The sequence below is a fragment of the Mycolicibacterium lutetiense genome (assembly GCF_017876775.1).
In the GTDB taxonomy this organism is placed as follows: Bacteria; Actinomycetota; Actinomycetes; order Mycobacteriales; family Mycobacteriaceae; genus Mycobacterium; species Mycobacterium lutetiense.
The window spans coordinates 67,830-81,921 of record NZ_JAGIOP010000002.1 but is presented as its reverse complement, the minus strand read 5'-3'; the positions used below and the strand labels follow the sequence as shown (position 1 = coordinate 81,921).

Sequence of the window (14,092 nt, the reverse complement as noted above, 5' to 3'; positions counted from 1 at the left end):
AGCTACTACTTCGCAGATCCGGGGGGCGCAGGTCGTCCGCATGGTCACCTTCGCGGTGACTTGGAGCAGAATTCGCCAGCTCAGCTGTCGATCCTGTCGATGTCGCGCATCAGGTCGCTGTACACCTGGGCAAGCGCCGCATTCTTGTCGACCGGCGCGCCGCCATGCGCCCCACCGAGAGCAACGATCTCAGCTTGAGCTGCAACTGCCCGCGCGGCGATCTTGTCGATGTTCTGGCGAAAAGTGCTCGCCTCGCTGTCTGTGTAGACCAGGTGGTCACAGGTAGTGGTGGTCATCTGGGCCCTCTCGGTGGTGGCATCGCTGCAGAACAGATGCCCAGACACTAGGAACCACCGCGGCCTTCGCCCAATCTGCAGGCACGACACGCCGACACAGCACGGTCACGTCGCTGTGTCCATCCCGCAGCACGCGGCGACTACCCGCTGTGCCCTCTCACATCTACCGGGATTCGATCGCGTCCCTTACCCAGTCGAGTTCGTGCGAAATCTTGTGCAACGCATCGATCTTCGCTTGCTCTTGATACGCCGACAACAACGCGATCTGCATCGGATCTGGTTGGGTGGACGCTTTCTGAAGAGCCTCCAACGTCTCGGCCGCCTTCTTGCGAGAAGCGTCAGCCCGGTCGGCCACCGCGCGATATTCCTTGTCTCTCACTGATTCCACACGGCGATCTTCACACGCGGTGGCCGACCCGCCACGAACTGAGCTTCGTGTCTCGCGCCCATTTGGCCCCGCCCAGCCCAGTCTCGCCGTGAATCGAGCGGTGTGTCAGGAGGCCCGCCTGTCCCAGTACCGCGGTGGCAGCATGCGGGCACCGCGCAGTGCGCGCAGAAGAGCGGCCCCGTGGCGTTCGGGGATGAAGTCTGCATCGGCGATCACAACGTCGTTGGGGCTCAGCGGTTGCGTGCCGGCGATGCGAACCCGCACTACCCTCAGTCCGCGAGACGCGTAGAACCGGTTGCGCATGAGGTCCTCGGCCACACGCTCTGGGGTCCCGTGCCAGCGCTCAGGGTCGACTTCCACCACCGAGAACGGTTTTCGCACAAGGATATCGGGGGTAAAGAATCGGTTCTTCCCGGCGCTGTCACGCCCCATGCACATCAGCGTGCCTTGCGGGTAGGTCCGGTAGCCTGCGTTCTCGATGACCTGGCGCACGCGCTGTTCGGTCTTGCTGGTCGCCGTCGAGCCGTCGGCGGCCAGATCTCCGGGCCGGGCCCGTTGGCGATCCATCCGAGGCAGCACGGGCGGAGTATTGCGCTGGGCCCACCAGACCACGCCCCACAACACCAACAGTGCTAGCGGGACCGCTGGATGCAGGAGAAACTCGATCACAGACGGTGACTGTAGGAAGCCGTCACAGTTTGGGCGCCTGCGGCGCGAGACCGTCATTCGGATCACCGGCGTCGGGGCCTCAGCGCTCATACCTCGTTCGCCCGTCCGAACGGCTGCTCGGTGTTCGTCTTCTCTGCGGTTCGCCGCTCGCTAGACCTCCCCGAGTTTCACCGTAAATTACCCGTTTGACCTGCGGTAACTGTCAGTAAATCGGTGACTTTTCGGTTCACCTGCAGCAATGCGTAGCTGTCGTGGGAATGGGGGGTGCCTCGGACAGCTCGGCGTGACAGAAGGCAACAGGGTCTATAGGTGAAAGCTCATTAGTTAGTTGTTCTAGATACATAACTTTACCTGCATTCTCTCTGAAACAGAGAATATCCGCTGCCGGAGGCACCCCCCATTCCCACGACAGTTGCGTGTTTGCCCAGCTGAGCCGTGAAGTAACCGGATCGGTGACAGTTACCGCAGGTCAAACGGGGAATTTACATCGAAGTACGGGGAGGTTCAGCGCGGCCGGGACAATTTACATCCGGCGAATTCGACCGGAAACCGGGACCCGGACACGGGAACCGGTGTGCCGAAAACCTGTTCGAACAGATGGGCGCGGCATTCGCGAGACGTCCTCGAATAGGGCGGCCGGAACCCCGCCATTTAGCATCCGGACGCGTCGCAGTGGCGCTGCAGATCCCGCTCCAGCGGTGCCGGTCGGGAGTTCAGTGGCAAGCCGCGATGATCAGGTTGTGCATGGAGATGCGAACGCCCCGAGAAGGTGACGCCAGTCGTCCGCACCGGTAGCGCGGATCCGGCGGTGCAGCGCATCGCGGGACACCCCAAGCTGTCGGGCCACCCACACCCGCGGAATCAGCTGAGCGCACCCCGCGGCGATGAGTGAGCAGGCCGCATCCGAGGCGTCGCGCAGACCGTTGAGGGCTACTTCGGCCATCGCGACATCGATCCCGGCCCCACACAACCACGCCAGCTCTTTCTCTTTCGGCGAGGTTTCGAGTGAGCCAGCTGCGACGACGAGCGCGGCGCCGGTGTCCGCCGACGGGTGCATGAGCCACTGTTCGCAGGCCAGCGCCAGGTCTGTGCACTGCAAGTCGGAGTCGATCAGTGCCTGCATCAGTGTTGAGAGTGGACCTGCCTTGCGGCGGGCCGCAACACCGTCCCCGGAAGAGGACTCGGCGATCAGCGGGTACAGGGCCCGGGCCGACTGCGCCCGCACCGGTTCGACTCGGATCAGCGCCGCTGAGAGTGCAGCCGCCGCTGCATGTTCCGGGGTTGCGGGCTGCCGCCACCACGTGGTGTCGCTCATCGGTCAGTTCCTTTTGCGTCATTGTCGACGACCAGGCGCAGCCCCATTCGCTTGAGCACGGGAGCCAGGTAGGTGACGTAGTTGTCGGTGTCGGTCGGGCCGTAGGCGAGCATCCCCACGGCCATCGCCTCTCCCCTCTCGTCGACGACGAACACAGGGGCACCGGAGTCGCCATGGACCGCCGAGCCACCCCAACGCACCTGTATAGACGTGGCTCTCACCAAGGGACCGCAGGTGAGACCGGAACGGGCGCCATTCATGCACATCGGAGTCCCTGCCGGCAGTGACCGCACCGCGTCCACGCCGAGGACCCCGCGCAGTCTGACTCCGGGGGCGATTTCGACACCGTAGGGCCCCTGCTGCTGGCTGGCCGACAAGAAAAACACCGCGGCGTCGTGGTAGACCCCGTCCCGGTCGTATCCGCGATCGTAGCTCTGCAACGGTGGAAGTTGTTCTCGCGCTGACTTGTTCATGGCGGTATACATCCACAGCGGGGCAGATTTAGCGGCCATACAGTGGCCCGCTGTCAGGTAGCCCGGATCGTCGGTGGTCGCCACGATCGGCCATGACACGGTGCAGTTCTGCGCCTCGGTCTCATCCACCTGGGAGGCGATGGTAATTCCCGGCTGCGGATAGTCAGCCGCAGTCACCTCGACGGGCTGCGATGCGCCGTGCACCCCGGCGATCGCCACCCAAGGCCCGCCGGGCAAAGGGTCAGCTCCGGCGGGCGCGACGGTCGCCATGGAGGCCACTGCACCAAAAACAACGACAGAAGCAACTTTGGCGATCCAGGGTTTGCTTGGATGTGCGGTCGACATGGCCGCAGGCTAACGCGACGCATACGAAAACTTCCGCTGCACCACTACCGGCATCATGCGCCTGGCTTCAAAGTATCTACCTGCTCGCGCCGCGGGCAGTTCCTGAGATGCCGACGACCTAAGTTTCCCGGCATCGGCGCGCACGCGCCCCGAAACACAGGAGCTCTGCTGACGATGCCCCCGCTGTCCACCGGTACGCGGATCCTTCTTCCTGCTGCCGCCGCTATGACACTCGGCGCGATCAGCGCCGGTATCGCCAGCGCAGATGACACTGTTGCCGCTCCCGATCCGTCTACGTTCGACGTCCCGGGCCCGGAAGCCGTTGACCAGCTGTGGGCGTTGCCGGCGCCCGTACCCGACAGTCCCCCGGCGCTGGAGGCTCGCGCATTCACCGAACCTTTCACTTTCGAGGCCCCGGGCGCCGAACCGCCCGTGACGGCACACGGAGCAGCCAACGGCGCGGCCGCCGGTCCCGCCGAAGTGGACATGGCTCAGATCGACGTCCCGCCGCGTCCCGTCGTCCTTATCCCGGACGAGGTCGGCTCGACGCCGATCCCGGCGGCTCCTGAGCCAGGAAAGTCACTGCTCTCTGGCGTCATCCCAGTTCAGGCTGTCTCAGTCACTGACCCGATCGGGGGAACGACACCGTCGCGGACGCTGGTGCTCGTCTCCGAGGAACCGAGCCAGCACCCGGCTGTGCCCGCCACCGCGATCGACAAGGCCGCTGTCGACTACAGCGCCCATCCGGTTGCCGCCGTCGGCGACGCCGATATTGTCGCGGGCCTCAACGCAGCTGGGGTGGCTCCGGAGTTGACGCCACGGTTCACCGCGGCCACCCGCACCATCATCGGAGGTGAGTCCGGTGGATCGACCAACGCAGTGAACCGTTGGGATTCCAATGCCTGGGGTGCCACCCAGCCCGACGGCGCACCACACAACAGCAGCCGCGGTCCCATGCAGACCGTCCCCGGCACGTTCGCGACATATCACGCCCCCGGAACCTCGACCGCGATCTACGACCCGGTTGCCAACATCGCCGCGGCCTGGCGCTACATCCGCGTCCAGTACGGCGTGAACCTGGCCACGGGTTCCGGGCTGGACGCGTTCATGGCCCGGGGCACGGGCCGAGGCGTCGGGTACTGATAGCGATGGCACCTCTAACCGACGCGCAGTCTCGCACCGACGCCACCCTCACCCAGCTGATCGCCAAGTGGAACGGCATCGACAGTGTGGCGATGCGGAGTGGGGCGACCGGCCAGTCCCTGCTCGATCAGATTGAAGCGATCATTCGTCGCCGCAACGGTATCGACGCTGCGATCGATTTCCGCGCGACGGCCAACAATCAATTGAATGACGGTCCCTACAGCTCCCGTTCCAAGACGCTCAATGCCCAGGACGTCCTGAGGAATGCCGACGCCAAACAGCCCAGGATCGATGGGAGCACCGATGCCACGACCCAGATCCCTGACAGCGACGCGTACGGAGCGAAAGGATCGGTGCTCAAGGCCAGCGATTCGGCGGCGGACACCGCGTTCAACGCCGCGCCCGCATTCGCCGGCAGTCGCTGGTGGCTGCCGTCTAACGAGTACCTCCCCGGATTTACTGACGAGGGCGGCCTGACCTACGGCGACGAGGCGGCGCTCAACGCACGAGACGACGCGCTGCAGAAGGTCAACCTGGAACACTTCCACGTCGACATGGAGAAGTCACAGGCGTGGAGCCCGTCCGGTGCTGCCATCCCGACCGAGAGCGGAACCGGCAGCCACATTTCCACGCTCGGGTCGGCATTCACCGCCGCGGACAAGAAAGTGACCGCGGCGTTGGGGGTTCTAGACGCATTACGCCGGGCGTTCGAGAGGAGCGGTGAGCAGCAGATCACCAAGCAACTGGAGCGCATCGCTCCGGTGTTCGACCAGCTTGCCGCCGGGCTGCACACGTCCGCTGATGTTCCGCAGCAGATCTGGCGTGCAGGAACTGGCGCCAATAACGCTTTCCAGGAGCTTCGCAACAGCAACCACACGATCCGGCGGGCCATCGGTGACATCGTGTCCAACCTGCAGCGGGACTACGGCAGCACCACTGGTCTCGACATCAAGAAACGGCTCACGCTGCATGGGGAATTCACCAAGCTGCCGGATGTGGCCGTACCTGCCGGCTTGGGAGCTCCGACCGAAGCCGCACAGAAGATCCAGGAGTACGCAGGGTCGATTACAAAGCCCGACACAGTGCCGGTGGAGAACGTATCGGCCGCGGTCGCGAACACTGCCGCTACTCCCACAGCGGCGACCAACAAGTCGAACGTGACCGGGAGCACCGGCAGCACCGGAGCCTCGACCCCCAAGCCGGGAGCAACACCATCGGGCTCGGAAGGTTCGGGGACCAAGGCCAAAGGCAACAACGACCTCGGACCTTTACTTTCGGCACTGGGACAACCGGCGTCCACCGCCGCGCAGCAGGCGTCCGCAGTTCCGCAGCAAGCCGCCAACGCCGCACAGCAGACCGCGGCTCCGCTCACCGAGGCCGCCCAGAAAGCCGCCGCACTCCCCGACGACGTCCTCAAAGCGTTGCGTGGCGATACCGCGAATAGCAACGCCAAAGCCGATCCGGCGGCGGTTGCCGCAGCCGAAACTGACCGGGCCGCTGCCACGTCGGCGACCCCCACACCAGCGGGCCCCGCAGCTCCGACACACCTCGGTGCACCCGGTACCGATGCCCGCCCGCACCAGCTGGACGCCAACGGCAAGCCAGCCGACAAGGACGGAAACGGCAAAGTCGACAAGGATGCAGTCCCGCTGTCGAAGCGGACCGTCAAACCGTTCGCCTTGGAAGTCTCTGCCGACGGGCGCAACGTACAGGTCAAGGATGTTCCTGACCCGCGGATTGGCGAGATGATGTTGAACATGGCCGAGGCCAGCGGAGGGTCGCCGATGTCGGTTGTCGACGCCGCGAAAGCTTCCGGAATGGACATCGCCTCCCTGGGCGATGCGCTCGATCCATCGGATGTCCAGGTCGGTGACGCGGTCATCGGTGCTGTTTCCTCAGGCATCTATCTCGGCAACGATCTGGTGCTCACCGCGACGGGTCTCGTGGAGGACCTGGCCGATGTGTTGGGGGACGACGGGTTTATCTCGGCGATCCCGCTGCCGGAACTGCCAGAAGAACCGGTCGGTCCGGACGGGCAGCTGTTGCCGGACAACCCGGCTCCCGTGGTGCCCGAACGCAATGGGGTAGACGGGGATTCCATGCCCGCCATCACCGTGAACACATCAAGTGCAGAAGCCCCCCAGGATCCCCCGAACGCGCCGGCCCCGAAGTCAGATCAGCCCGCTTCGACAGCTCCGCTGCCCCCGACAGACATGTCACCTGCTGCGGCTACCGCGATGCCACCGGCACCAGCTCGAGTGAGCGATCCTGCGCCGCCGGCTCCTGCAGCCGCGCCCCTATCGGCGATCTCGTCAAATGATCAGACGACGCTGCCGCGGCAGGTTCCCTATGAGGGACACGCGCTCGGGTAGGGCGCGCCGCGTGCCGGTCGACTGAAGCCGGGCCGTCACGATCAGCGATGTGATTGACCCACGCCTGCAAGCGCTCCTCGAGGATCGCCCTGACCCCGATCTTGAGGCCGAAGCGGCGACCGACGAAGCCGAACCGGACATCGTCGGCCCCGTCGAAACGGACTCCGGTTCAGTGCCCGACACGCAAGCCGAAGACACCGGCGCTCACGCCAAGCCGGCAGACACCGCCGACCCCGAAGAAGTGCGCCGGGAGTTGATCTCGCAGGCCGTCGAGGCTAATCCGGCACTGGCGCCGATCGCCCACGCCGCACGTGAAGGCGTGAGCATGGGTGGAGGCGGGAACGTCCGCGTCTCCTCGACACTGCGTGACGCGATGGACACCCTTGTTCCGGGACCTGACACGGCGCCTGATGGAGGGTTTCGGACGGTCGGAGGCTGGCTGAGCGCTGACAACTCTTTGTCGTCGCCGGTCACCAAGGTTTCGCCGTGGTTCACTGTTTCGCACTGGCAGTGGCTGGCGGCCAAGAACATGGTGCGGCGCATGCCCGTCGAATTGGGGCTCGTCCTGCCGCATCTGTTCATCTCTGAAGCACAGGTGATCTTCGACCTCAAAGCGTGGGGGGCCCTCAGCGGCGATGGCCAAATCACCGCCGAGGCGGCCGACATGTTCGGTGCGGTGACAGGTTTCTCCGAGCTCACCGTGTACGGGACAGTGCTGCTCTACGCCCAGCGGCGCGCACCCAAAAAGCTGCCCGCGGTACTGGAGAAGTTCGGGCTGTCCGCCGCGGTGCGCGATGTTCCTCGGGTGTCGTTCGCGGTAGGTATCAGCGACCGCGAGGTGGTGACGACTCTGGTCAATAACAACACCGTTGTCTTCGCACGCCGACTGCGGCGTATCCATGACACTGCTGATGCTGCCGACGCGGTACTGGGTCTGCTCGATCCGCAGGGGATCTGGCCTGAGTATCCGCTGCGCACCAGCGTGGTGCTGCCGGGGGCTGTCGCCGATGAGCTTGCCACGTCGGCGGCCACGGCCAAGCTCATTGACGCAGAGCCTGACGAAGACGCCACAGATGATGAGCGCGCAGCCGACGCAGAGCTTCGCGCCGGAGTCCGCAAAGGTGCCCGCAAAGTACTCGCCGCCGCACGCACCCCTGCTGCGGCCACCGACGCGATCGCCGAGATCGCCACCTCTACCGTTCACGCGTTGGCCCAGATCACTGTTCGCACCAACGACGTGGACACCCAGCGGGGGGCTCCATCCGCGCTAGCGCTGGCATTTCTGCGGGGCAAAGGGATAGTTGCCTCGTACCCCTCAGGCACTGGACCGTTGCGGCGCATCACCTATGCCAGGGGAAACGCAGCTGGCATTGAGGAAGGCATCAAGGCTCTACGACACGCATACCGAGGCGGGTGATCGGCAAATCTGCGCTAGCATCGGCCGTAATCGCCCATTAGCGACGACACACGGAGGTTAGCCATGACCAACCCGAAGGTTGGACTCACGCAGGATGAAATTGCGGCCATCAGCGACGCGATGTTGAGCGAACTCGTCAACCTGCGACAGGCCACGGACAACAAGCACAAGGTGATCACCGAGATCGCGCATGTGCATTTCCAGTCCGAAGGCGCGACAGCAGTCCTCAACCGCTTCGAGACCGAGACCATGCCCAAGATGACCGATCTCATCAACACGGGCAACCAGGCTCTCGAAGGGCTGGGCAAGTACACCCAGCAGCAGATCGCGCAGGCCGAAGCGGCCAAGCAGGCCGTATACCGGCCCGTCTGATCCACCCGCCCACCGACCACGCCTCAACGACAAGGAGATTCTTATGAGTGGTGGAATGATCGATCTCAATATCGCCGGGACAACTGACGCCATCGCGCAGATGAAGAACCTGTCAAAGGCGATCGCCGGCTCCGCGACGACGCTGCTCGACAAGTACACGCAGATGACCGGCGGCGCCCTGCAAGGCACCACCTCGGATGCGGTCAAGGAGTTCTCGGACAAGCAGAACGCCGCAATCACTTCCAACGAGGAAGTGGACGCCCAGATGGTGACCGTGCTCAACACCTCGATGGATGACATCCATTCCTTCGACATGAACCAGGGCCCCGGCATGGCGACTGCCGGCTGAGGCTTCACACATCGACCAAAGCCCCGCGACCTATACAGTCGCGGGGCTTTGTCGTGCAGCTGTTTACGCGGCAGCCGACTGCGGCGGGACGCCGTAGCCCAACAGCGATTCACGCAACCACCCGGGCAGCATGCGGCACGGCCCCAGCCGCGTCACCGGTGCGCCGTTCTGGCACGTCGGCGGGACAGGAACCAGCATGTCGCCAGATGTCACCGTGATCGAGCAGTCCTCCCAGCCGGTGACCGCCATGGTCAGTGGATCGATACGGTCCCCCTCCGAGGTGCGGAACAGATACATCCCGCCGCCACGCAACTGCGGCACCAACAGCGTTGGTGCACTGTGGCGTTCGTAGCCATCGCCACTAGCCTGCATGGACCATTGTCGCCACACCCGCAACGACGCAGCATCACCGATCATCACCGCCACCATGTTCGACGCGCCGGCATGGATCGCCGCCGAGGTGGTGATCGCTCCTCGGCGCCACAGACCCGCGGCCACATCTTTACCCACGGTGCGATTGATCCGCCGGTAGTAGGCACCGACACGGACGTTGACCCGCTCCGCGGCAGCGTCGATGAGTCCGGCCCCCGCCAACTTCCCGGTTGTTTCCATGGGCATCTGCGTTCCGGTGGGATAGGTACTCACCAGCGTTGCCAGTCCTGCCCGCTCAGCGTCGGTGGCGTCGTCGGGGACCACCACGTCCGGTCCGAGCATCGTCACTGCGGCACCCGCATTCACCAGCCGCCGCAGATAGCCTTTCCACAGCACCTCCGGCAGGCGCGGATCCATGCCTGCACCCAGCAGCGCAGCGATCGGGTCAGATCCGAGCATTGTTGTCTCCCTTGCCAAGTGACTCGCCGCTGCGCAAGTAGGGGAAGGTCAGCGGATGCACCTGCCACAGTGACCGCCGTGCGTTCAAATGTGCCCACTGCACGGCCTCGTCCTGACACGTGAAAGGTCCAACCATCCGGGGAAGATTGGGTATATTGCCGCTGCGCCAGTGAATGTCGAGAATGACAGCGTCGTCCATCAGACGTACTCCCACCGCTTCCCCATCCCGTTAACGTCGACAGCCAGAAACGCCTCGATCCCTCGTTGCGCAGCCGCGCGCTGCAGGAACGGCGGCGGGGTGGCCATCACTTGGGTCAGAGCATCGGCAATCTCTTGATCCGCGACGATCTCGTCATGCATCCACAGGTGCACATGGTCGGACAAGCCCATCCGATCCAGTTCCAGGATCGAATAGTGCATCACATCAAGTGCAGACCCTTGGCAGAAATGGTTCGGTGCGATCCTCGATGCCACTTCGTTCATGCGAATTCCGTTGTCATAGAACGAGAATTCCTGATTTACGACACGCCCCATCAGTGTGACCACCCTGCCGACGTTCTTCGACTCGTGCTTCAGAGCGTCGATGAGCCGATAAAGAATGGGAAGACTGTCCCGGATCGCCCAGGCGACTTCTTTGGCCCGATCCAGAGTCCAGCCGTACTGCAGCGCGGCTGCCTTGTGACCCTGGCTGTACATGTCGGCAAGCATCTTGCGTTTCGCCAGTTTGCGATCGATACCGGCCATTTGGCCGACCGGCTCGTAGGGATCCTTCCCAGCTCGCATGTCGGCAAGGAACTGACCATCACCTGATGCCGTCGCTAGGATCACCGGCTCAATCGACTTCCAGTCCGCGCTGACCCAGTCACTGGCGTCTGACACGACGATCCCGCGCGCCTCCTTCGGAAACTGCTGAATCTCCGGCTTGGATGCCGAGTTGCCGGTCAAGTACGGTCCCCGAGATCCCCACGCCGTGAAGGTGCCGGCATCAGTGGTCACGCACCAGACGTCGGCACGGCCACGGCCAGGTAGCGACATCGGCCCCTCTGCAACCTGTACATCGGTGAAGTTCCATACCTCGACCAGCCCACCACTCACGCGAGGCAACACTCCAAGACGGTACAGCGCCACCGCAGCCGCGGCCCCCCACTGTTCGTCGAAAGAGTGCGGCGGGGCACCCTTTTCGTGACAGAAGCCCGCACCGTTCACCCAGCCCGCCAGATCGGAAGTCGGCGCCTCCAACGCCCACAGGAGCGGTTGATTCGGCAGCCTGCCCTGATCCCTCAACCGGTCGGCGAAGTCAGCGGAGCGTCGTTCCAGGAGCTGTTTCCGCACGACGGAGACGGATGCGCCTCCCGCCATCGCGGCACACTGTTGAAGCTCGAGTTCTTTCCTCCATGCCGCCGCAGCTGCCATCGACTGGGCACCGTTAGTCCATGCCTCCGTCACCGACTTGATCGCGTCTGCGCCGAGCTGCCTGGCGATGTACGGCGGCGGGGTCAACCGAATCGTGTCAGTTTCCGTCAGAGCGTCGAGCGTTTTGAGATGTGTTTGCGCCGTTGCATCCTCAGTCACCCAACGATGCTCCGGAGTGCACGTGAAGTGCATCCCATTTGTCAGCCGATAGGTACTCACCGGCGCATCGGTGTAGCGATGCACCGCACGCACTGTGGTCCAATTCCCGTCCGCATCAAGGGTCTTGTCGCCTAGCCTGATGTCACCGACGCCGACGATGCCACGACGGGTGAGCAACCGTTGATTCTCCGGCAAGCACATGCGGCCGGTGGCGTTGGCGCCGAGGATTTTGATCTCAGGGTGCAAACGTCCTGTGGGAGCGGCGTTTTCCTTCACCTTGCAGACATAGCCAAGGACTTTCTCGACCCCCGCGACCGTGCGGTGTGCCAGTGCCAGGTCCGATCGCAGCACCGCGTCGTCGTCGGTGAATATCTTCAGCGCGTCTTTGTCGGCCTTGAGCTGCCCGGTGGGGGTGGTTGGCCACGGCTGGGGCAATTCGCCACGAGCATCTAGTGCATTGACCAGATCCCGGCCATTGCCTGGGCGGATGCCCGCGTTGGCCAGCAGCTGCGCCGCTGCCCGCGCCTGCTCCACCGTCTGTTCGCGGAACCGCTCAGGAAACTCGGTGTCGACGGCATAGCCGCGGGCGGTGCGTTCCAGGACGATCCGGTTGACCTGCTGAACGTCCTCAACCACCTGCTCGGCGTCATCGGCGTTGAGCACACCGCGACCACCCATCCCCAGGTCCGGGGTGGTCAGGTACCGAGCAGCGGTGGCCATGATTCCGGTTCCACCTACTCCGGGGGTGCCCCACAGCCGCAGCGTCGCCACGGTGTCCGACATCGCGCCAACGGCGTACGTGGGTGTGTCGATGTCGGTGGCCCACCAGCCTTCGTCCTTCTTCAACCCCCGTACAGCGAACACTTCCGACATGGTCGTCCGGTCGTCATTCATCAGCTGGTACGCCATCGCCAGGTCTTCCAGAGTGCGTCCGGCTTTGTCGTAGGTCTTCACCATTCGGGCGGCGACCAGGGTGTCACCCAACTTTCGGATATGTGCACGGGTCATCAGCCGGTGTGCATACAGCGGCGCCACGTCGAAGCAAGCACCGTGGAATATCAACGCCGCGGCATGGTCGAAGACCTGGGCGAGAAGTTTGCGGTGCTGGGGCCGGCGTAGCGGGTCCAAGAGCAGGGACACGGTGTCGGCGCCGAGGTGAAATGCCACCGTCACGCAGGTGATCGAGAACTTGTTGACGTCCAGTCCGCGTGTCTCGATGTCGGCAGCCACAGTCGAGGGCGCGGTGGAGCACAGGGCGTCGACCCATTGCGCCATCGCGTCATCGTCGGTGACCAGGTATGCACCCACGGTGTGGTCGTAGATCTGAAACTGCGCAGCCGCGACGCGACGCAGCTCGACTCGGGGGACGTCGGGTTCTGGGGACACGCGAGTCAGTCAAGCAGCAGTTGCCGACATGTTTGCCTGCACTGTTTCGACACGCCGATGACGGCACTATGTGGAATCTAGTGCCGCACGGATGCCGGTTTGGATCGGCATCGCGATGCCGAGTCAGTCCGCCAATCCGACTGAGCTAGGGACATGACAAAGCGGGAAGGTGCTACTGAGACGCGTGTGAAACACGTGAACTACACGGCTGTGTAGCCGGCCACCGCCGCACGCGCAGAGATGGCCGCTCTAGGTGGACTGGAGCGGCAGAAAAGGATCTCGCGGCCGTGAGCCCACTACAGCTGTAAATGCTCGTTTTACTGCACCTTTAGTACCACCATCGAGACATCCGTAGAGGATCCTGGCGGCAATTCAGGATCCTCTGATCGACCGCCAGGGAGGCCCCAGGGGGCGGTCCAAGCCGCCTCGCGAGAGTCGCCATCCCGTAAAGCCAGACGTCCTCGATTCCGTCGCCTTGTCGGTGCCCGCAGATACAAACGACACGCGATAACTCAACAGGGGTTGCCTGGCATCACAGTCGGCATTACAGTCGGCATCGTTGGCATCCAGTGCCGGTGACGAAAACGTGGCTGATTCGTAGTTGTGAGCAACCACAGGTTCGTACCGGCACCCGAAGCCACCGCCCACGAACCACCCCACCACCGAAACCCGAACCACCAAGGAGGGTCCTTATGACCGCTGCACTTGCGCCCACCGCGCCCCCGAGCTACCCCATCGCCCCGACGGCCGCTGCGCCGGCCACATCCAAGACCGCCACGGTTCTCGACCTGGCTGCGCTCTCCGATGCAGTCGCCTCCAGCGCCGATCCCGTCGCGGTCCTCACCCAGCTGGTGCTGGCCACCGCCGCACGCTCGCGCAGCGCAGCCGAGCAGGGCCGGACTCTGTCGAATGTGAACGCCGCGATTTCCAAGACCCTCGACGCGGTGCGGACCGCGTTGCTGGACTCAGTCGGAGGCACCGCGGGTGTCTACGCCGGATTCACGGTGACTGCCACCGCCGGCGGTCGGCAGATGGACTACAAGCGCCTCGAGGCGGAATACCCCGACATCTACGACGAGCTGGTGACCACCAAGTCGCCCGGCCGGACCCTCAAGTACACCGCCTGACATCGCCGCCCCACCGGCAACCACCACCAAGGAGAAC

General features: G+C 64.1%; 14 protein-coding genes. 6 read left to right on the top strand and 8 right to left on the bottom strand.

The features are described from left to right. Positions 1 to 80: 80 nt before the first annotated feature. The 5 genes from JOF57_RS09515 to JOF57_RS09495 all read right to left on the bottom strand — a co-directional run bounded on the left by JOF57_RS09515 (position 81) and on the right by JOF57_RS09495 (position 3,411). Positions 81 to 296, bottom strand: coding sequence for a hypothetical protein (locus JOF57_RS09515; protein WP_131823390.1), 216 nt, complete (start codon positions 294 to 296; stop codon positions 81 to 83). 163 nt (positions 297 to 459) lie between these two features. Beyond that, positions 460 to 684: a hypothetical protein gene (locus tag JOF57_RS09510; protein WP_131823391.1), complete on the bottom strand. Its 225-nt coding sequence runs from the start codon at positions 682 to 684 to the stop codon at positions 460 to 462. A gap of 105 nt (positions 685 to 789) precedes the next feature. Beyond that, on the bottom strand, positions 790 to 1,353 hold the full coding sequence (locus JOF57_RS09505) for a putative endonuclease domain-containing protein (protein ID WP_019349166.1): 564 nt from the start codon (positions 1,351 to 1,353) through the stop codon (positions 790 to 792). A 733-nt stretch (positions 1,354 to 2,086) separates the two neighbouring features. Then, the gene (locus JOF57_RS09500; protein WP_019348815.1) at positions 2,087 to 2,668 is read right to left on the bottom strand and encodes a hypothetical protein; all 582 of its coding nucleotides are present in this window, start codon (positions 2,666 to 2,668) and stop codon (positions 2,087 to 2,089) included. Then, entirely contained in the window at positions 2,665 to 3,411 is a 747-nt protein-coding gene (locus tag JOF57_RS09495; protein WP_019348816.1) for a chymotrypsin family serine protease, read from the bottom strand. Before JOF57_RS09495 ends, JOF57_RS09500 begins: the two co-directional genes overlap by 4 nt. A 249-nt stretch (positions 3,412 to 3,660) precedes the next feature. Here JOF57_RS09495 and JOF57_RS09490 point away from each other — a divergent pair, with 249 nt between their 5' ends. From JOF57_RS09490 to JOF57_RS09470, 5 genes are all read left to right on the top strand, one after another. Next, entirely contained in the window at positions 3,661 to 4,629 is a 969-nt protein-coding gene (locus JOF57_RS09490; RefSeq protein WP_131823392.1) for a lysozyme family protein, read from the top strand. A 5-nt stretch (positions 4,630 to 4,634) separates the two neighbouring features. Beyond that, entirely contained in the window at positions 4,635 to 7,001 is a 2,367-nt protein-coding gene (locus JOF57_RS09485) for a type 1 periplasmic-binding domain-containing protein (RefSeq protein ID WP_070945677.1), read from the top strand. A 49-nt stretch (positions 7,002 to 7,050) separates the two neighbouring features. Beyond that, a complete protein-coding gene (locus JOF57_RS09480; RefSeq protein WP_019344663.1) occupies positions 7,051 to 8,418 on the top strand; it encodes a hypothetical protein in 1,368 nt (455 codons plus the stop codon). A gap of 63 nt (positions 8,419 to 8,481) precedes the next feature. Then, positions 8,482 to 8,790 (top strand): hypothetical protein, encoded by a 309-nt coding sequence (locus JOF57_RS09475; RefSeq protein WP_019344664.1) that lies wholly within the window; start codon positions 8,482 to 8,484, stop codon positions 8,788 to 8,790. Positions 8,791 to 8,833: 43 nt separating this feature from the next. Further along, positions 8,834 to 9,139: a hypothetical protein gene (locus JOF57_RS09470; RefSeq protein WP_070945678.1), complete on the top strand. Its 306-nt coding sequence runs from the start codon at positions 8,834 to 8,836 to the stop codon at positions 9,137 to 9,139. Positions 9,140 to 9,202: 63 nt separating this feature from the next. Here the strand turns inward: JOF57_RS09470 and JOF57_RS09465 are convergent, their stop codons facing one another. From JOF57_RS09465 to JOF57_RS09455, 3 genes are read right to left on the bottom strand one after another with little or no spacing between them, the layout of a single operon-like run. Continuing rightward, positions 9,203 to 9,970: a hypothetical protein gene (locus tag JOF57_RS09465; protein WP_019344666.1), complete on the bottom strand. Its 768-nt coding sequence runs from the start codon at positions 9,968 to 9,970 to the stop codon at positions 9,203 to 9,205. Beyond that, positions 9,957 to 10,169, bottom strand: coding sequence for a hypothetical protein (locus JOF57_RS09460; protein ID WP_019344667.1), 213 nt, complete (start codon positions 10,167 to 10,169; stop codon positions 9,957 to 9,959). Before JOF57_RS09460 ends, JOF57_RS09465 begins: the two co-directional genes overlap by 14 nt. After that, on the bottom strand, positions 10,169 to 12,928 hold the full coding sequence (locus JOF57_RS09455; RefSeq protein ID WP_019344668.1) for a DNA polymerase: 2,760 nt from the start codon (positions 12,926 to 12,928) through the stop codon (positions 10,169 to 10,171). Before JOF57_RS09455 ends, JOF57_RS09460 begins: the two co-directional genes overlap by 1 nt. Positions 12,929 to 13,620: 692 nt before the next feature. Here JOF57_RS09455 and JOF57_RS09450 point away from each other — a divergent pair. Then, entirely contained in the window at positions 13,621 to 14,055 is a 435-nt protein-coding gene (locus tag JOF57_RS09450) for a hypothetical protein (RefSeq protein ID WP_083339318.1), read from the top strand. Positions 14,056 to 14,092 lie beyond the last annotated feature (37 nt).